The sequence below is a fragment of the Tractidigestivibacter scatoligenes genome (genome assembly GCF_001494635.1).
In the GTDB taxonomy this organism is placed as follows: Bacteria; Actinomycetota; Coriobacteriia; order Coriobacteriales; family Atopobiaceae; genus Tractidigestivibacter; species Tractidigestivibacter scatoligenes.
This window is the reverse complement of the sequence record NZ_LOJF01000009.1, coordinates 40,114-59,964: the sequence shown is the minus strand read 5'-3', so window position 1 is coordinate 59,964 and position 19,851 is coordinate 40,114. Positions and strand designations below refer to the sequence as shown.

Below are 19,851 nucleotides of genomic sequence, written 5' to 3'. Positions count from 1 at the left end.
TACGTCTAATCCGCCTCTTCAAGGTCAAAGGTCACGGTAATGCGGCCCTTGCCAACCCTCACCTTTGGATTGTTGACAAGAGAAACGTAATACCGGTCTTCGATAAACGAGAAGTCCTTCGCAAGGACACGGGAGAACTCTTCTGCGTCAGGCTTTGAGAGCTTAAGGCCGCGACGGTCACGGTAAAGGTCAACCAGCTTGGGCCCCGTGGGGGCATCCGCCTTGCGGAGCATGCGCGAGGCGACGCTTCTCAGAGGGCGAATCTGCCCAGACACCACACGGTGCGCCGTGCGTTCGCTCATCTCAAGTCCAAGGCCCTTACAGACCGAGAGGAGCTCCCTCGCATCCGCAGCTGCCCGAAGTCGTTCAAGCACGGGCAGGGCTGTGAGGTCGTCGATAAAGAGCAGATCTGAGCCGTCGACTGAGGGAGTAACACGAGCGCGAGCGGTGGCAGCGATCTCTGCCGGAGAACCAACATAGACCTCGCAGCTGCCATACTCCTCGAGCGCGAACTCGCAGCACGTACGCACGATGTTGTGAGGTCCCCGAGCGCAGGTGCGCCTTCCGTCTTCGTCTTCACCCAGCGCGGGCCACGTGGACTGATCGGCACGCTCGGTAAGCTTGGTGGCGTCAGTCACAACCGTGATAGACGCCCCTTTCCCCGGGGCAGACGAGGCAACACGCGCTGACTCTGCGTTCTCCTTTACCGAGTAGAGCGCCATGCCACGCCCATGGACACCCCAGCGGTCAACGTGGACACTTTCGAGCTTCGAGGTAACGCGCGCCTCGAAGATATGCTCCTGCATGTCCTCCGGAATGCCAGAGCCATCGTCGAGGATGGTCGTGGTGCGAAGGTCCCCTTCACGAGACGTGGCAAGGTAGATGCGCTTTGCGCCGGCATCCCTAGAGTTGCGTAGAAGCTCGATGACCATGTCCTCCACGCAACGGATATCATGCTTTGCCTGGCGGCGCTCCGCCTCCGCAACGCGGAGGCGGACATAGCCCTCGCCAAGGTTCTCCTCTACGCGGAGCGACCGCTCGCCGCCCATGCGAGCGACGAAATCGGCCAAACCGGCCGCGTTGGAGTCCTGCTCCCCTGCCACGGTAGTACCTCTCGCCTACTTGGCGACGTCAACCGCGCGGGACTCGCGGATAACCACAACGCGCACCTGACCGGGATATTCCATCTCGTCCTCGATCTGCTTGGCGATGTCATGCGCGAGCACGGTTGCCTGAGCGTCAGAGATCTTCTCGGGCTCGACCATCACGTGGAGCTCGCGTCCTGCCTGCATGGCGTAGGTACGCTCGACTCCCTCGTGGGCATTGGAAATCTCCTCAAGCTTCTCGAGGCGCTTGATGTAGGTCTCGGCAGACTCACGACGAGCACCGGGACGTGCGGCGGAGATGGCGTCTGCCGCCTGTACGAGGACGTCGAGGACGGTATCTGGGTCGACGTCGGCATGGTGTGCCTCGATGGCATGAACGATCTCGGGACGCTCTCCATAGCGGCGAGCGAGGTCGGCGCCAATAACGGCATGCGGGCCCTCGACCTCGTGGTCGATTGCCTTGCCAATGTCATGAAGAAGCCCTGCGCGCTTGGCGGAGGCGGGGTCCATTCCCAGCTCTGAGGCCATGATGCCACAGAGCGCGGAGACCTGGATGGAGTGAGAGAGGACGTTCTGCCCAAAGGAGGTACGGTACTTGAGCGCACCCAGGGTCTTCACGATTTCGGGGTGGAGGTCATGGATGCCTGCGTCGAAGGCAGCCTGCTCGCCAGCCTCACGAACGCGCTCGTTGACAAGGTCCTCGGCCTTCTTATAAAGCTCCTCGATGCGCGCGGGATGGATGCGCCCGTCAGCGATGAGGTTCTCGAGGGCAACGCGGGCCGTCTCGCGGCGGACGGGGTCAAAGCTCGAGAGGACTACGGTCTCTGGGGTGTCATCAATGACAAGGGAGACACCCGAGACCTGCTCGAAGGTGCGAATGTTCCTGCCTTCGCGGCCGATGATGCGGCCTTTGAGGTCATCGGAGGGAATGTGGACGGTGGTGACGGTTATCTCGCCCGCCTGGTCGGCAGCGCAGCGCTGGATAGCCGTGGAGATGATCTCTCGGGCGGTCTTGTCAGCCTTTGCACGCACGTTCTGCTCGGACTCGCGGAGGATCTGGGCCTCATCACGAACGCTCTCGGCACGGACGCGTGCGATGAGCTCGTCGTGAGCCTCGTCCTTCGAGAGGCCGGCGATACGCTCGAGCTCGGTGGTCTGTTTGCCCTCGAGGGCATCGAGGTCGTTCTTGCGACGGTCAAGCTGGCTCTGAAGGCCAGAGAGCTGACGCTCGCGCTTGTCGAGTGCATCGTTGCGGCGATCGAGGGACTCCTCACGCTGCATGATGCGGCCTTCCATAGACTGCAGCTCGCCCTTGCGCTTCTTCTCCTCTGCCTCAGAGTTCTGCTTGAGCTGGAGAATCTCCTCCTTGGCTTCGAGCACCGCCTCCTTCTTGGCAGTGTCCGCTTGGCGACGGGCCTCAGACGTGATGCGCTCGGCCTCGCCGCGCGCGCTCTCGATTTGCTCATTAGCAGACTTGAGCTTGGAGTTGCTCTTCCCAGCCAGGAAGAAGTACGCCAAACCCGCTCCTACCGCTAGGCAGATAATTCCTATAACAATTTCCATAGCCGCTCCTCAGATGACGAATTCACGAGATTGTTCAGGAGACCCCAACGCATAGCGCTGGGGAACCCGCCATCGGGGTATCCGGCCGCAGATGCCAAAAACATGACGTTCCATGATGCTGACACGGTGAAACAATTACAATGCACAGCTGGTAAACCAGCGGAAGATACGCTCTCAGGCCTTTCAATCATATGTTCGCATTTGATACCTGTCAAACTGTTAGGGTACCGCCCGCGCCCAAACCAGCCCCGCTTCACGGAATATACGAGAGAAGCAAGAGAGGAGACGAACTGTGGAGAGAACGGGTATCGATTGCGGGCTCGACGCAGAATGCAACGAGCCCGCAGAACGGTTAACTCTCCTCTTGGCGCTCATCTAGGACGCGTCTGGCAGTTCTAGTGGCAAGGCCCAAGGGAAATCCCCGCGTAGACAGGAAACGCACAATCTTCTCGTAGTCGTTTTTGCCAGTAAGGCGACGCCTGGAAGCAAGCTCGTAGGCCGTCTCCTCCTCAGACTCCTGCGTGAGGTAGAGCTCGGGCCAGCCAGGAACATCACCAATGTCTATGCCACGGCGCGAAAGCTCCCGCTCAATCCGAACCCTTCCCCAGCCCTGGGATAGCTTCGAGCGGATAAAGGCGTCGGCAAAGCGGGTGTTGTCCACAAGGCCGCATTCGACTGCCCTCTTGCAAGTGTGCTCGACGGTCTGAGGTGCATAACCATCCCTCAAGAGCCGCTCAGAGAGCTCGCCTTCGGAGTAGTCCCTTCGGTCGATGAGGGAGGCCGAACGCTCCATGGCGCACTTGCGAGAGATCTCCCCCATCGAATACAACAGCTCGGCGCGTGACGAGGGAAGAAGCTCTCGGCCTCTGGCCTTGGCGTCTAGCGAACGCGCCACCGCAACGGGGACGCTAATGTGCTCTTCCCCGTGCTTGGGCGTTCTCACCACGACCTCACCGCGAGGAGCGGCCTGCCCCAGGCCGCGTGATCCGCGCTGGGGCAGGTGAACCTCCCAGTCAAGAGCCGTCTTTGGCCACTCCCTCTTGGCGGAACGCGTCACTGCTGAACGTCCTCAGAGTCTGGGGCGGCACCGTCTACAGGCTCGCCCACGCGCTCGTCCCCAAGGACAAGCCCACAGGCAACGCGCACCTTGTGGTCAATCTCCTCCATGAGGTCCGGATTGGAGGCAAGAAACGCCTTTGCCGCCTCGCGACCCTGGCCAAGGCGCTCTCCCTCGTAGGTGAACCAGGAGCCAGACTTGTCGACAATCTGATATTCAACCGCCATATCAAGCACCGAGCCCTCCTTGGAGATACCCGTGCCGTACATGATGTCGAACTCTGCCGACTTAAAGGGAGGGGCTACCTTGTTCTTGACAACCTTCACCCTTACGCGGTTACCAACAACCTCGCCGTTGACCTTGATGCTATCAACACGCCTGATGTCCATGCGCACCGACGAGAAGAACTTGAGTGCGCGGCCACCGGGGGTTGTTTCAGGGTTGCCAAACATGACGCCAATCTTCTCGCGCAGCTGGTTGATGAAGATGCAGGTGGTGTTTGACTTGGAGAGGGAGCCTGCGAGCTTGCGGAGTGCCTGGCTCATGAGACGGGCCTGAAGGCCAACCGTAGTGTCTCCGATCTCACCCTCGATCTCGGCACGAGGAACAAGCGCAGCCACGGAGTCGATGACGACGACGTCAATGGCACCCGAGCGCACAAGCATGTCACAGATCTCCAAGGCCTGCTCGCCGGTATCTGGCTGCGAGATGAGAACTTCATCGATGTCTACGCCAATGCGTGCCGCGTATCCTGGGTCAAGCGCATGCTCTGCGTCGATGAAAGCCACGACCCCACCCATGGCCTGGGCCTCTGCAAGAATCTCAAGCGAGAGCGTAGTCTTACCCGAGGACTCTGGACCGTAAATCTCGACAATGCGCCCGCGCGGGACGCCACCTATGCCAAGCGCGGCGTCAAGAGCCAGAGAACCAGTAGGGATGGCCTCGACCTCAAGGCTGGCGTTGTCATCGCCATAGCGCATGATGGCGCCCTTGCCAAACTTCTTCTCTATCTCTTGCGTGGTAACCTCGAGCGCCTTATCGCGCTCCTCCGTAGTCTCGGGGTGGTTGACCTCTTTGACAGTACCCTTGCTCCTGGCCATGCTTGCTCCTCATCTATTGGCTGCCACCGATGATATACGAACACCCGTTCGTAGTCAACATCGCTGGCCACAGCTTACGAGGAAGGGCTTGCACCATTTTGACGCTGTACGGACAGGATTCTTTCACAGGGCAGTCACGTCTCTGACGTGCAAAGATATCTACCTGCATAAACAGCATCGCCCAAGGACTGGCGCGTCTAGCAGAAACGCGTAGCGAGAAAGAAAAAAGTTAGCGCTTATCGGCAGAATCTCTAACGCCCTGGATGAGAAGTTCGAGCGCACGCCTCACGGCACGCGCGCGCACCTCAGCGCGGTCCCCCTCAAAGAGGTTTGGGAACGTTTGCGTGAAGAAAGGCGTGGACAGGCCCATCCACACGGTTCCAACGGGCTTGCCGGGCTCTTCGCCGCCCGGCCCGGCTATACCGGTTATCGAGACAGCAACGTCGCACCCTAGCACGCGACGTGCCCCCTCCGCCATGGCTGCTGCGCATTCGCTTGAAACGGCACCAACGCCTGGGGCATCGAGAATGTCGTTCGAGACGCCCAGCACTTCGCGCTTGACGGGTATCGCATAGCTAACAACTCCGCCACGTATAGCCTCGGAGGAGCCTGGAATGGCCGTGATGGCCGATGCCACCAGCCCTCCGGTACAGGATTCTGCCGTGCCAACCGTTACGCCAGAAGCCCGACACGCAGCGACGAGCGACTCGCATGCATCGAGCGTCTCGCCGTCGAAGATGACGGAAGGTACCATGGCTATCGCTCCCCCACTACGTACGACCATGCCTTGACGAAGTAGTCGATACCCGACCAAGCCGTCAGTACAACCGCTGCGACCATGAGCACCTGTCCGAGCAGCTCAAAGGCCTCCGCAGCGCCACCCGTGGGAAGCGCCATGGCAAGGAGCAGCGCGGAGATGGCAACCATCGTAACAGCGGTTTTCCCCTTGCCCAGAGAAGAGGCCGCGATGACGGTGCCAGATGAGGCCACGACCATGCGCAGCCCAGACACGAGGAACTCGCGTGCAACAATAACGAGCAGAACCCACGAGGAGACCTCTCCCCGCTCGAGGAGAAAGCAGAGGGCAACCACCACGACGAGCTTGTCGGCTATGGGATCAAGGAACTTGCCAAAGGTCGTGACCTCGTTCCTGCTGCGCGCAAGGTAGCCATCGAGCTTATCGGTGAGCGAAAGCGCCACAAAGAAGAGAAAGACGCCAAGTGACCACCCGGAGCCCAAGCCAGCAACAGGAGACATCTCGGCGACGAGAAGCCACAGTGGGACGGCGGCCACGCGAACGCAGGTCACAATGTTGGCTGGGGTCCAGATGGAGGACGCATCCCCCTTGGAGGTTGCGCCGCTCATCGCACCCCCTCCTCGCCCTCAACGACCTCACCAACGAGGTCGTACGTGAAGGAGTCGACAAGATCGCAGGTCACTATGTCGCCAACGGAGAGCTCGCCACTCGCGATGTGAACGACGCCGTCGGAGTCTGGAGCCTGGAACCAGGCATGGCCGATGAACTCAGCGCCGTCGGGTCCGTCCTCAATGCCATCAACGATGACGCGCACGCGCTCGCCGACATGTCTCTCGGCAGCGGCAAAGCCAAGCTGCTCGGTAAGGTCGATGAGGCGCTGCGTGCGCTCGAGCTTGACCTCGTCGGGGACCTGATCGGGCATGGTCGCGGCACGCGTGCCCTCCTCGGGGGAGTACGTGAAGACGGAGCAGTAGTCAAACTCCTCATCTTGGAGGAAGTCGAGCAGCTCCTGCGCCTCCTCGTCCGTCTCGCCAGGGAAGCCCGCCATTGCCGTCGTGCGAAGAACCATGCCGGGAATCTCTTTGCGCAGATGCGCAAAGAGATCAGAGAACTCCTCTGCCGACCCCTTGCGGCCCATGCGCTCGAGCACAGTGGCCGAGCAGTGCTGGATGGGGATGTCGATGTAGGGCAGCACCTCGGGGACGTCGCGAATCGTGGAGACGAGCTCCTCAGTCATGCCCTCGGGCTGCAGGTACAGCACGCGTACCCAGCCACCGTAGGGACGCACGACCTCGGCAACCTGGCGAAGGAGCGATGCCAGGGTGCGCGGCTCGTCGAAGTCAGAGCCCCAGATGCCGGTGTCCTGCCCAATGAGCACGACCTCACGCACGCCGCCCTCCATGAGGGAGTGGACCTCCTCGCAGATCTCCTTTGCATCACGAGAGTGGTAGCGCCCGCGAATGTACGGGATAGCGCAGAACGCGCAGAACCTATCGCAGCCCTCGGAAATCTTCACGTAGGCGCTGGCGCCGTCCACGGTGCGCAGCACGCCCTGGGGGACGCCTGGCGCAACGTCGCGCTCGAGCCCCAGCACGCTATCAACGACGTCCACGATCCCGTCCTCGTCGTCGGCGTTCACGAAGGCGGATACCTCGGGAAGCTCCTCAGCGAGGGGAGCGCCGTAGCGGGATGGCACGCAGCCACACATCACGATGGGGAGTGCATGCCCTTCCCCCTCCTCCTGCTGTGCAAGCTCGAGGGTGGTATCGAGCGACTCTTGCGTAGCAGAGACGAGAAAGGAGCAGGTGTTGATAAGTGCAATATCTGCCTTGTCCGGATCGTCCGTCTCGTCGTATCCGGCACCAAGGAGAAGGGCGCGCATGCGGTCAGTGTCGACCTCGTTCTTGGCGCACCCGCGGGTAATGAAGAGAATGCTAGGCATGTATTGACCTTATCGATAGTTGACGTACTGGAGGGGCTGGCCGTAGTCGTTGCCGCGAAGCAGGGCGATGACCTGCTGCAGCGCGTCCTTGGAAGGAGAGCTCACACGAAGCTTGTCGCCCTCGATTGCGGCCTTTGCCTTGATCTTGGAGTCACGGATGTCCTTGGAGATCTTCTTTGCCAGATCGGCATCGATGCCTTGCACGAGGTGGCCCTGCTGCCTAACGCTCATGCCGGAGGCCGCCTGGGGCTTGTCCCAGCGCAGCGCCGTGAGGTCTACTCCACGCTTCACGAGCTTGGAGCCGAGAATATCGCGCACCTGGCCAGCAACAAAGTCAGACGGAGCTTCAACCGTAAACGTACCCTCGCCCTTAGCGAGCGTGAGCGATGCCCCAGTTCCCTTGAGGTCGTAGCGCTGCGAGATCTCACGGGTAGCCTGCTGGTAGGCGTTGTCGACCTCCTGCATGTCAACGACAGAGACGACGTCGAAGCTCGAATCCTTGGCCATGCCATATCCTCCCCCGTTCGCTGCGCAACCATTCTGCCCGCAGCAAACGATTGTCGTAACCATGGGCCCGCATGAGGCCCATTGCCCTAGTTGCTCGTGGAAGTACTCGTAGTGCCAGACGTCTTGGATGACGTCGAGGTGGTGCCCCCAGACGTCCGCGAGCCTGACGTGCTCGTGCTGCCTGTGGAGCTTGTAGTGCTCGTGCTGCTCGATGAGTCGCCGGTGGTACCCGTCGTGGAGTCCGTGGTACTGCCGTCGGTTGTGGCGGCAGGCGTTCCTTGAATGGTGAGAGAGCCAATGCCGGACGCCTTAGAGTCAAAGCTCTTCTGCGTGCCATTCTCGGTGACAGTGACTGCCCCAGGATTGCCAGCTCGGATGGTAATCGAATCCGTGACGGTGTAGGTTTGCTCCCATGGCCCCGTAACGGTACTTGCGACCTCGCTGGTGCCATCGTTTGTGATCTCGAGCCACGAGGTCTCCCCGCTGGCAACGGAGACCGTAACATCCGTCTCGGTTGTCGTGGTGGAATCGCTTGCGGTGGTGTCAGAGCTCGCCGTCCCCTGGGTGGTCGTCGTAGTGGTTGGCGTTGACGAGGTGTCCGTGGACGTCGAATTGGTCGAGCTGGAGTCCGTGGACGTGGTGCTCACGGGAACTGTCGTCTTGTTCTCCTGAGACGTTGACCGGTTGCTCACGCAAGAGCGCACTGAGAAGACCAAGATGAGGGTGAGCGCCAGCGCAAGAGCGCAGATCACGAGGAGCGTCGTGCGGCGGTTGTCCTGAGATGCACGTCCACGGGCGCGCCCGGAGAGGCGACCGCGCTGGTCATCGCGGCGACGTACCTTGGGCCTGTCAACGCTGGCGATGTTTCTCGACGAGCGTCTGCCGGAGATGGTCGACGCGCGATCATAGGGCCTGGCCCCGTCGTCGTAGCGAAGGTCGTCGGTGTACTCGCCGGCGCGCACGCTCCTCGTGCTTACGCTGTCTCGCTCGTAGAGGCGCTGGGCTCGGGACGTATCGCGACGGTAAGCCCGCGCGGTCTCGCGCCTCTCCTCCACGCCGTTTTGCCCCTCGCGCAAGAGGCGGTTCGCCGGATCGTCGACGCGGCGCCTTTGCTGGGCGTACCTGCCACGCTGGCGCGAGGCGTAACGGTCCCTGTCGCGCTCGCGGCTGTCGTCGCGCTCGCGCTCGGATGTGGAGTTGTACGGCCTGCCGTAGACGTACTCGGCATGAGAGTAGGACGGTGACTGGCTACGGGAGCCAGCGGGGTAGCTCGAGCCAGCGAGCGGCACCGAGGATGGCGTGCGGGGCCTGGGCCCAGAGGTAGTGGCAAAGGCACCCATGTCACCCGCGGGTCCACCGGAGGTGGGAAGCAGCCCTCGATACTGCACATATGCCTTGGGCCGCGACTCGGCCTCGTTGACTACGTCGTAGCCCTGGACTCCGCGACCAGACTGCGTGTCGCGCGTACGACGGCGCAGCTCGTGCGAGGAGGTGCCATGCACGTGCTCGTAGAGTTCCTCCTGGAAGAGGTCAACAATCTCACGGGGATTGAGGCCCAGGTAGCGGGCGTACGACGAAAGCATGCCCTGGGCATAGCCGCTTTGGGGGATGTTCTCAAAGTCACCCTCTTCGAAGGCAATGAGGACCTGCTCCTTGAGCTTTAGGACCTGAGAGGCCTGGCCCACCGTGAGTCCAAGTTGACGACGGCGGTCAAGCAGCATCTCGCTGAAGCGCGGACGCGACGGCATGGTGGGCTACACCTCCTCAAAATCCTGCTCGGCGGCCTTAAGGTCCTCGAGGCCCTCCTTGTCGAGAAGCACCTCGCGCGGCTTCGAACCGTTTGCGGGCCCCACGACGCCCTTGTTCTCGAGCATGTCCATGATTCTCCCCGCCCTAGCGTACCCCACCGAGAGCGCTCGCTGAAGGCTGGAGGTGGAACCAAGCTGAGAGTTCACAACGATATCGGCAGCCTCCCAGAGAAGGGGGTCATCCGCCGGAGCAGAAGCCTCGCTGGGGCCGCCGGGTGACATGGGCGAGACGGCAGTGAGAATATCGTCGTGGTAGTCGGTGTCGTGGTGCTCCTTGATGAAGTCGACCACGCGCTCGACCTCCTCCTCCGAGACAAAGCAGCCCTGGGCACGGCGCGGGCGCTTGCCGCGAAGCTTGTAGAGCATGTCGCCGTGGCCGAGGAGGCGCTCGGCACCCGTCTGGTCGAGGATGATGCGAGAGTTCATGCCGTTGTCGACCGAAAGCGCCACGCGGTTGTCGATGTTTGCCTTGATGAGGCCCGTCACGACGTCTGCCGAGGGGCGCTGCGTGGCAACGATGAGGTGTATGCCGGCAGCGCGCCCCAGCTGGGCGATGCGCACGATTGAGGCCTCGACGTCCTTGCCGGCAACCATCATGAGGTCAGAGAGCTCGTCGATCACGATGACGAAATACGGCATGTGCTTTGGAGGGTTCTCCATGTCGGCGTACTTGTCACCGTCAACGTCGCGGTTGTAGGACTTGATGTCGCGGACCTTGTAGTGCTCGAAGACCTTGAGGCGGCGCTCCATCTCGGTGACGCCCCAGGAGAGGGCGCTTGCTGCCTTGTTTGGCTCGGTCACCACAGGCACGTAGAGGTGGGGCAGGCCGGCATAGTAGGTGAACTCGACGCGCTTGGGGTCCACCATGATGAGACGGACCTCCTCGGGTGTTGCGCGCATGAGGATGGTCATGACGATGCTGTTGAGCAGCACAGACTTGCCGGAGCCCGTGGTTCCTGCAACCAGAAGGTGCGGCAGGCCGGCAATGTCCACAACAACGGGGTTGCCCTCGGAGTCGCGGCCAAACGCGGCCTCGAGCGGGCCACCTTTGACGTAGGGCAGCACGTCTCCAAGATAGACAGGCTGCGTTGTCTTGTTGGGAATCTCAATGCCCACGAGCGAGGTGCCCGGGATGGGTGCGAAGATGCGCACCGAGCGGGAGGCAAGCGAGAGCGCAATGTCATCCTGGAGGTTGGTAATCTTGCTTACGCGCTCGCCCTCGCCCATCTCGATCTTGAACGTGGTGACCGAGGGACCGGCAACCCAACCGACCACGCGCGAGGTGAGGCCGAACTCCTCAAGCGTGCCCTGGAGCTTGGCCGCAACGGAGGAGAGCTCCTCGTCGGACTCGGCGCTCACGCCGGAGTTGGGGTTCACCTTGAGCATGTCAGCGGGCGGAAGCTCCTTGCCATCTTCGGCAACGGCAGGCTCGGGCGCCTGCGCGCGCTTGGATGCGACATTGCCGCCAGCCAGAAACGCTGGGGTTGTTCCCTTCTCCTTAGGCGCACGAGAAGCGCGAGCCTTTGGGCCCTTCTCGGGGATGTCGAGGAGGGTCGTGGGAGCAGCGTCAAGAAGCGTCGTGGCCCCGCTGTCCAGCTCCCCCGCCTCGGTTGCCGCGGCGTCAGGCTTCTTGGAGCGTCCACGCCGAAGAACGCTGGTCTTGCGCGCGCCAATGAAGGACGTCTCACCCTCGCCCGTCTCGTCAAAGAGCGAGCCCTGCGCTCGCGCTGCGGGGACAGCTGCCTGCGGTGCCGGCGGCTCTACCTCGCGGGCAGCCTCACGCTCGGCCGCGCGCTCCTCGCGGGCAATGCGGCGGCTCTCGGACGCCTCCTGGGCACGCAGGTGAATCTTGGCGACAGCACCAGAGATCGAGAATCCGCAGACCACGGCACCGGCAATGATGACGCCAACGAGAATGACGTTGCCAACGATGAGGCCAACAAGACGCACGAGCACATAGGCAATGCCGCCGCCCACATAGCCGCCGGCGGACTCAAGCGTGTACTCCGCCAGTGCAATCTGGGGATTATCCGCAACGCCAGGATGATTGAGGGAGAGCATCGCCAAGATGGCAAGAACAATGAGCACAAGGCCAGCCGCCACACGACCGGAGATGGGGCCGTCCTCGTCCATGAAGAACGTGCACGCAAAGATGAAGAGGGCTATGGGGGCAAGAATCGCACCGGTGCCAAAGAGCAGCGTAAGCGCATGGCCAACCATGCTCGTCACGATGGCCGAGGTTGGTGCAACCAGCGAAACGAACATGGCAACGGCAACAACGGCCAAGACCACGCCGAGGATGTCGTTCTGCGTGGATGAGAGACCCTGCGCGGCCTTGTCGGCGGCACGGCCGCGCGATGCCTGGCGTGCGCCGGCACCCCACGACTTTGACCCCTTCTTTGCTGCCTTGCCTGCTGCGTTTGATCTGCGATTCGAGGGCATGTGCCTAGACCTCCATCACGACCGGTATCACCATCGGTCGCGTGTGCGTCTTGCTCCAAAGGAAATTAGAGAGCGAGTTTCTCACTCCCTTGCGAACGGTGTCAATGCTCGCGCCGTTACCCTTCTCAAGACGCTCGACCTGCGAACGCACAAGATCACGGGCATCGCCCATGAGTACCTCGTCCGTGGCAAAGGAGACGCCGCGCCCAGAGAGGTCGATGGTATCGACGGAGTGGTTCCTCGAGCGGATGGCAACAACGCACGTGATGACACCATCCTGTGCGAGGCGCTGGCGATCGCGAAGCACAACTGGGTTGGCATCGGTTATGGAAAGACCATCGACGTAGACCACGCCGGAGTCGACAGAGGGACCGCGACGTGCCTTGCCGTGGCGCACCTCAAGGGAGTCGCCGTTGTCGAGGATGAAGATGTTCCTCTCGGGAATGCCAACCTGCTGGGCAAGCTTGGCGTGCGCACGCAGGTGTTGGGCCTCGCCGTGGACCGGCATGAAGTTGCGAGGCTTCACCATGGCAAGCATGAGCTTAAGCTCCTCCTGGGAGCCGTGCCCAGAGACGTGGACAAGGGCCTGGCTCTTGTCGTAGATGTCGCAGCCCAGCTTGGAAAGCGAATTGATGATGGCCTGGACGCTCTTCTCGTTGCCTGGAATGGGGTTGGCGGAGATGATGACCGTGTCGCCCTCGTGGATGGAGAGGCTCTTGTGCTCGCCGTTGGCCATGCGTGCAAGTGCCGAGAGTGGCTCGCCCTGGCTGCCGGTGCAGAGGACCACGATCTGCTCGTCCGGGAGCTTCTCGAGGTCATAGGCATCGATGATGTTCTCGTCCGCAATGCGCAGGTAGCCAAGCTCGCGAGCAACCTTGGTGTTGGTGACCATCGAGCGGCCCGTCACGACGACCTTGCGGCCAACCGCCACGGAGGCATCGCAGATCTGCTGCAGACGGTGGATGTGGCTGGAGAACGAGGCGACAAAGACGCGGCCGGGTGCGTTCTTGATGATGTGACGCAGCGCCGGTCCCACGGCCGCCTCGGAAGGGGTGAAGCCAGGACGCGTTGCATTAGTGGAATCGGAGAGCAGGACGTCAATGCCCTCGGCAGCAAAGCGGTTGATGGCGGCATAGTTGGGTCGCACGCCGTCGATGGGCGTCTGGTCAAGCTTGAAGTCTCCGGTGTGCATCACATTGCCAGCAGGCGTGTTCATGAAGACGCCAAACGCGGCTGGGATGGAGTGCGTCATAGCAAAGAACGTGATGTTGAAGGCGCCAAGCGTGATGGTAGAGCCGTCCTGGACCTCGCGGAACTTGGGGCTCTTGATGTTGTGCTCGGCGAGCTTGCCCTCGATGATGCCAAGTGTGAGCTTGCTGGAGTAGATAGGCACCTTGTGCGTGAGATCCTGCAGCAAGTACGGAAGCGCACCCGTGTGGTCCTCGTGGCCGTGGGTAATGATGATGCCGCGCAGCTTGTCCTCGTTCTCCAGGACGTAAGTGTAGTCAGGGAGTATGAGGTCGATGCCTGGCTGCTCGTCATCGGGGAACATGAGGCCGGCGTCAATCATGACCATATCGTTTCCGTACTCGAAAACGGTCATGTTCTTGCCGATCCCGTCAAGACCACCAAGCGGGATGATCTTGAGGGCGGAATCTTTCTTTGGCATTGCTGGAGGGATCCTTTCCTCGTGGTCTATACGTGCGGCTTGCGCCGTTATCTAGTGAGCGGTCCTGGTGGCCGAATACCACCAGCCGCAACAGCTACGAATTTGTGAGCCAATGCGGGAAGAAGGCGCATTGGCACTCTAGCCTACCTATTGTAACCAAGACGATGAAGGCGTGACGAGGCTCCACGATGATTGCGGAGTGCGTGCCGCGCTTCCGTGGCGGATTCGCACTTCTACAACTGTTGAGAAGAATATGGACATTTCTCTGTGATTTAGCACCAAAAAGTGTCGGAATTCTTCTCAACAGCGTTACTTGGGGTTGTAGCCGGGAAGCTAGGGGCATCGACGACGGCCTTCTGCCAAAAAAGCGGGCGGCACTCAAAGGAGCACCGCCCGCCACATAAAGCAATGAACCGAGAAAAGCCTACTGAGCCTCGTGGTGACGGCGCGGCTGGCGCTTCTCGCCATTCTCGCCGCCGTTGTTGGTGCGAGAGGAGCCCTCGCCACGGTCGCCGGGGTGACGACGCGCGCGGGGACGGCGCTCGCCGGAGCGCTCGGAACGCTCATGACCGTTGCCCTCGTCGTGGCCGTTGTGGCCGGAGCCGGCAGGAGCCTCGGGCTTGTCGAGGCGGTCGAGGGAAATCTTGCCCTTCTCATCGACCTCAAGGACCTTCACGCGGACCTCGTCACCAATGTTGAGCACGTCCTCGACCTTGTCGACGCGACCCTTGGCAACGCGGGAGATGTGGAGCAGACCGTCTTTGCCGGGCAGCAGCTCAACGAAGGCGCCAAAGGGCTGGATGCCCACAACGCGACCGGTGTACTCCTCCCCCACCTCGGGGACCTTGACGATGGCCTTGATGCGCTCGGCAGCAGCCTCGCCCGCACCGTTGGTGCCAGCAATGAAGACGGTACCGTCCTCCTGGATGTCGACGGTGGCGCCAGTGTCCTCCTGGATGCCACGGATAACCTTGCCGCCGGAGCCGATGACGTCGCGGATCTTGTCCGTGGGGATCTGGAGGCTGATGATCTGGGGAGCGGTGTCCTTGGCGTGCTCGCGAGGTGCGGGGATCTGCTCGAGCATCTTGTCGAGGATGAACATGCGGCCCTCGTGAGCCTGCATGAGCGCCTTGCGCAGGATCTCGGGCGTGAGGCCGGTGGCCTTGTTGTCCATCTGCATGGCGGTGATGCCCTTGGTGGTGCCCGTCACCTTGAAGTCCATGTCGCCGAGGAAGTCCTCGAGACCCTGGATGTCGGTGAGGACAACGGTCTTGCCCTCCTCCTGGATGAGGCCCATGGCAACGCCGGAGACCGGGCGCTTGATGGGCACGCCGGCATCCATGAGCGCCAGCGTGGAACCGCAGGTGGAAGCCATCGAGCTGGAGCCGTTGGACTCCATGACCTCGGAGACCACGCGGATGGTGTAGGGGAACTCCTCCTCAGAGGGAATCACAGGAAGCAGCGCGCGCTCGGCCAGCGCACCGTGGCCAATCTCGCGGCGCTTAGGGCTGCCCATGCGGCCGGTCTCGCCCGTGCAGTAGGGCGGGAAGTTGTAGTGGTGGATGTAGCGCTTGCCGTCGACGGGCTCGATGGTGTCAAGGCGCTGCCACTCGTTGAGCATGCCGAGGGTGCAGATGGAGAGCACCTGGGTCTGGCCACGCTGGAAGAGACCGGAGCCGTGGACCAGGGGCAGGTAGTCGGGCTTGACCATGATCGGGCGAATCTCGGTGGGCGTACGGCCGTCGACGCGCTCGCCGGTCTCAACGACCATCTTGCGCATGGCGTGCTTCTCGAGGCCCTTGAGCTCGACGGCGATGGCGCGGCTCCACTGAGCCTGCTCGTCCTCGGTGAACTCGGCCTTGATGGACTCCTTGAGGGCCTCGACCTTGCCCATGCGGGAGAGCTTGTCGGCGTCCTTGAGGGCGGCGCTCATCTCGTCGAAGTGCGCGAAGATGCGGTCGTGGACCTCGGGGATGGGCTCGTCGAGGACGTACTCCTTCTTGACGATGGGGCCGTTGGCCTCCTCCCACTTGGCGAAGAACTTCTTCTCCTCCTCGCAGAAGGCGGCAATGGCCTCCTGGCCAAACGCCATGGCGGCGAGCATATCCTCTTCGCTAATCTCCTTAGCGCCAGCCTCGAGCATGGAGATGAACGTGGACGAACCGGCAAGCTCAAGGTCGAGGTCGGAGGTGTCGCGCTCCTCGTAGGTGGGGTTCACGAGGAACTCGCCCGTCTCGGGGTTGCGACCAATGCGCACGCAGGCAAGCGGGCCCTCGAAGGGCACGCCACCAACAGTGAGGGCTGCAGAGGCGCCCATCACGCAGATGGTGTCGACGGAGTGGATCTGGTCTGCCACGAGCGGGGTGGCAACAACCTGCACCTCGTTGCGGAAGCCGTCGGGGAAGGACGGGCGCAGCGGGCGGTCGATCATGCGGGCCGTGAGGGTTGCCTTCTCGGAGGGCCTGGCCTCACGCTTGAGGTATCCGCCGGGGATGCGGCCCACGGCGTACATCTTCTCGATGAAGTCGACCGTCAGGGGGAAGAAGTCGTAGTCCTTGCGCTCCTTCGAGACCACGGCGGTCACGAGGACGGTGGAGTCCCCGCACTTCACCAGGCAGGCGCCCGTGGCCTGCTTTGCGAGCTCGCCCGCCTCGAGAGCGTAGTGCTTTCCGTAGAGGTCGAACTCGTGTGTAACCTTTGTCATACGTTTCCTCTTATCTCCGCCTGCCCCATTGCAGACGGGCCGTCTTGCGGGCCTCCGCACCACGCGCGGGGACGATAAAAGCGTGTGCGACGCATCGCACGCCCGCGGCGCGCCCTCGCTTCTCTCGGGCGCACAAGCAAGGGGCGCCCGCAGGCGCCCCCTTAGAACACTTACTGGATGTTGTCGCGGATGCCGAGGCTCTTGATGAGGGAACGATACTCCTCGATGTCCTGAGCCTTGATGTAGGAAAGCAGGCGACGACGCTTACCGACGAGCATGAGCAGGCCGCGACGAGTGTGGAAGTCCTTCTTGTGGCTCTTCATGTGCTCGGTGAGGCCCTTGATGCGCTCGGTGAGCAGGGCAACCTGGACGGCTGCGGAGCCGGAGTCCTTCTCGTCCTTGCCGTACTGCTTGATGAGCTCGGCCTTGCGCTCCTTGGTGACTGCCATGTGAACCCCTTTCGTTCTTTGGATACGCCCCGGACCGAGACGGTCGCCAGGCAGTTGGCGGGCCGCTAGGTGCGGGGTAATGACCTAGGTATGATAGCACGCACCTCGCAGCGGCGGTCGTGCCCACACAATCGCCGCATACGAGGTGCGTGAAGCTACCGGCTAGTAGCTGTAGACCCTGGTGTTAGGAGGGATGTTCTGGTTAATCCAGTACGCGTTGTTGATGTCGAGACGGACGCAGCCATGCGAGGCCGGGACACCAAGCGTTCCATCCATCACCGTACGAGAGCCCTCATAGTACAGAACGGAGTGGAACAGGTAGTTTCCATAGAACTGGGTCCAGTAGTAGCAGGTGAAGCCTTGGCCAAAGCTGTAGCCGCGAGAACCAATGTAATAAGTGCCGCGGACCGTAGGCGTCGATGCCTTTCCGGGCGAGCAAACCCACTTGTAGATGGCGCACCAATCGCCGTTGACCCACTTGAAGACCCAGGTTATGCAGTTCGAGTTGTCAATGAGGAGAAGGTAGTTAGTTGGGCTGCCCACGGACCTGGCAATATTCACGGCAGAGCTGGCCTCCCAGGAATAGCACAGCCAAGCGCCATCCGGGTCAAAGTAACTCCCGGCAGCAAACCCGGTTGCCATCTTCCCGGTTGATGGATCGAGGTAGTACGACTTCCCACCCCAGTTGAGCCAGCCCGTCTGCATGACTCCGTAGCTGTTGAAGTAGTACCAGGCGCCGTTGATGCTTGCCCAACCGGTTGCTTCGGCACCGGAGTCATACGCATAATGCCAGGATCCAGCAGAGGTGAACCAGCCAGACTTGTGAACCTCGGCAGAGAAGCTCGGCTGTGTGCCGTTGGGATACTTCACGTCAAGGTAGATCTCATAGGCCGTAGCGCTGGAGTTAAGGGTGTCACGCGAGAAGCTCACCGAAGCCGTGCTCGACCAATCCTGAAGCGTGCCGGAGGCGGAGCCGTCGGCGGAGGCCCAGCGGAAGCGGTAGAGGGTGCCGGGGACCCCGTGGCCCTCGAAGAGGTCGGCCGAGGCCGTCCAGCCGGAGGCGGCGGAGCCGGAGGCGGAGACCCCCGTCACGCCCCAGGCCACGACCCGCGTGGAGGCGGTGCGCCTCTCGCCGCGCGCTGAGACGGCGTCCACGTAGAGGGTGTAGCGCCCGGGCGAGCCGAGGGCCCCGGTGTGGGAGGCCTCGTCCGTGTCGGAGCCGGTGCAGAGCTCCGTGGAGCCCCAGTCGCCGGACGCCCAGGAGCCCTCCCACTGCCAGACGTAGTTGTACCTGAGGCCGGAGGCGTCTCCGGAGACCCGCGGCGCGTAGGTCACCTCGTCGCCGGCCACGACCTCCGCCGGCGCGGCGGTGACGCCGTCGAGCGACCAGGAGTCGTCGTAGGCCTCAACCTCCGCGGACATGGTGCGCGTCTCGCCCGCGCGGTCGGTCACGTCCACGTAGAGGACGTAGCGGCCGGGGCGGTAGAGGGAGAGGGTGCCGGTGGGGTCGGCTGTCGCCTTGCCCTCGTCCCTCACGGTGGAGCCCCAGAGGTCCCACCCGCCCCCGTAGGACCACACGTAGTTGTACGTGGCGCCGTCGAGGTCGCCGGACACCTGGGGCGTCACGGTGACGGGCTCGTCGACCCTGGCGCGCGGGGAGGAGACCCTTACGCCGGTGAAGGACCACTCGGGGGGCGTCACCTCGAGCGTCGCGGACATCGTCCTCTTCTCGCCAGAGCGGTCGGTCACGTCCACGTAGACCGTGTAGGTGCCCGCGCGGGAGACCTCGGAGGCGAGGGTCGCGGAGGAGTCGGGCGTGCCGGAGCCGCCCGAGAGCACGGTGGAGCCCCACTCGCCCTCCGCCCAGGAGCCGTCCCGCTGCCAGACGTAGTTGTACGTTGCGCCCCCGAGGTCGCCGGTCACCTGCGGGGCGACCGTCACGGGCTCGCCGGAGGTGACGCGGGAGGAGGAGAGCTCGACGCCGGAGAACGACCACTCGGGCGACGCGACCTCGAGCGTCGCGGACATGGTGCGCGTCTGCCCGGAGCGGTCGGTCACGTCCACGTAGACCGTGTAGGTGCCGGGGCGGGAGACCTCGGAGGAGAGGGTCGCGGAGGAGTCGGGCGTGCCGGAGCCGCCCGAGAGCACGGTGGAGCCCCACTCGCCCTCCGCCCAGGAGCCGTCCCGCTGCCAGACGTAGTTGTACTCGGCGCCGCCGAGGTCGCCCGAGGTGACGGGTGTCACGGTGACGGCCTCGCCGGAGGTCACGCTGGAGGCCGAGAGGCTCACGCCGGTGAAGGACCACTCGGGCGGGGCCACCTCGAGCGTCGCGGACATCGTCCTCTTCTCGCCCGCGCGGTCGGTCACGTCCACGTAGACCGTGTAGGCGCCCGGCTTGGTCAGCGTCAGCGTCCCCGTGGCCTCATTGGTGCCCCTCCCGGTGTCCCTGACGGTGGAGCCCCAGAGGTCCCAGCCGCCCCCGTAGGACCACACGTAGTTGTACTCGGCGCCGCCGAGGTCGCCGGTGACCTGCGGGGTGACCGTCACGGCCTCGCCGGAGGTGACGCTGGAGGAGGAGAGCTCGACGCCGGAGAACTCCCATATAGGCTTGGTCGCATCAGCGCTTTCGGATACCGAAGCCTCTTTTCCCGACGCGTCTACAGAATCAGCTGCAAGCGCCATGGAAGGAACCGCAAGCACACAGGTCAAGATGACTGCAAAGACAAGTAGCGCGTTCTTGCATCTCG

13 protein-coding genes and 1 pseudogene are annotated in these 19,851 nt (G+C 62.7%); all 14 read right to left on the bottom strand.

Going from position 1 to position 19,851, the window contains the following annotated elements:
- Positions 1-5: 5 nt before the first annotated feature.
- A complete protein-coding gene (locus AUL39_RS04775; RefSeq protein ID WP_059054878.1) occupies positions 6-1,049 on the bottom strand; it encodes an ATP-binding protein in 1,044 nt (347 codons plus the stop codon).
- A 69-nt stretch (positions 1,050-1,118) separates the two neighbouring features.
- Complete coding sequence (gene rny / locus AUL39_RS04770) at positions 1,119-2,669, bottom strand: ribonuclease Y (RefSeq protein ID WP_059054248.1); 1,551 nt, start codon at positions 2,667-2,669, stop codon at positions 1,119-1,121.
- 352 nt (positions 2,670-3,021) lie between these two features.
- On the bottom strand, positions 3,022-3,726 hold the full coding sequence (locus AUL39_RS04765; protein WP_059054246.1) for a regulatory protein RecX: 705 nt from the start codon (positions 3,724-3,726) through the stop codon (positions 3,022-3,024).
- On the bottom strand, positions 3,723-4,826 hold the full coding sequence (gene recA, locus AUL39_RS04760; RefSeq protein WP_059054244.1) for a recombinase RecA: 1,104 nt from the start codon (positions 4,824-4,826) through the stop codon (positions 3,723-3,725). The genes AUL39_RS04765 and recA overlap by 4 nt, the downstream gene beginning before the upstream one ends.
- Positions 4,827-5,055: 229 nt before the next feature.
- A complete protein-coding gene (locus AUL39_RS04755) occupies positions 5,056-5,580 on the bottom strand; it encodes a CinA family protein (RefSeq protein ID WP_059054242.1) in 525 nt (174 codons plus the stop codon).
- A 2-nt stretch (positions 5,581-5,582) separates the two neighbouring features.
- The gene (gene pgsA / locus AUL39_RS04750; RefSeq protein ID WP_059054240.1) at positions 5,583-6,191 is read right to left on the bottom strand and encodes a CDP-diacylglycerol--glycerol-3-phosphate 3-phosphatidyltransferase; all 609 of its coding nucleotides are present in this window, start codon (positions 6,189-6,191) and stop codon (positions 5,583-5,585) included.
- Positions 6,188-7,542 (bottom strand): annotated as a pseudogene (gene rimO, locus AUL39_RS04745) (30S ribosomal protein S12 methylthiotransferase RimO). Before rimO ends, pgsA begins: the two are co-directional and overlap by 4 nt.
- Positions 7,535-8,032 (bottom strand): YajQ family cyclic di-GMP-binding protein, encoded by a 498-nt coding sequence (locus tag AUL39_RS04740; protein ID WP_059054235.1) that lies wholly within the window; start codon positions 8,030-8,032, stop codon positions 7,535-7,537. The pseudogene rimO and the gene AUL39_RS04740 overlap by 8 nt, the downstream one beginning before the upstream one ends.
- Before the next feature lie 86 nt (positions 8,033-8,118).
- A complete protein-coding gene (locus AUL39_RS04735) occupies positions 8,119-9,780 on the bottom strand; it encodes a RodZ domain-containing protein (protein WP_059054233.1) in 1,662 nt (553 codons plus the stop codon).
- A 6-nt stretch (positions 9,781-9,786) separates the two neighbouring features.
- Entirely contained in the window at positions 9,787-12,282 is a 2,496-nt protein-coding gene (locus AUL39_RS04730) for an FtsK/SpoIIIE family DNA translocase (protein ID WP_059054231.1), read from the bottom strand.
- Between the two features lie 4 nt (positions 12,283-12,286).
- The gene (locus AUL39_RS04725) at positions 12,287-13,951 is read right to left on the bottom strand and encodes a ribonuclease J (protein WP_059054229.1); all 1,665 of its coding nucleotides are present in this window, start codon (positions 13,949-13,951) and stop codon (positions 12,287-12,289) included.
- Positions 13,952-14,375: 424 nt separating this feature from the next.
- Entirely contained in the window at positions 14,376-16,655 is a 2,280-nt protein-coding gene (locus tag AUL39_RS04720) for a polyribonucleotide nucleotidyltransferase (protein WP_059054227.1), read from the bottom strand.
- A gap of 170 nt (positions 16,656-16,825) precedes the next feature.
- A complete protein-coding gene (gene rpsO / locus AUL39_RS04715; RefSeq protein WP_032111731.1) occupies positions 16,826-17,104 on the bottom strand; it encodes a 30S ribosomal protein S15 in 279 nt (92 codons plus the stop codon).
- Between the two features lie 162 nt (positions 17,105-17,266).
- The gene (locus tag AUL39_RS11625; RefSeq protein WP_160327029.1) at positions 17,267-19,786 is read right to left on the bottom strand and encodes a L,D-transpeptidase; all 2,520 of its coding nucleotides are present in this window, start codon (positions 19,784-19,786) and stop codon (positions 17,267-17,269) included.
- Positions 19,787-19,851 lie beyond the last annotated feature (65 nt).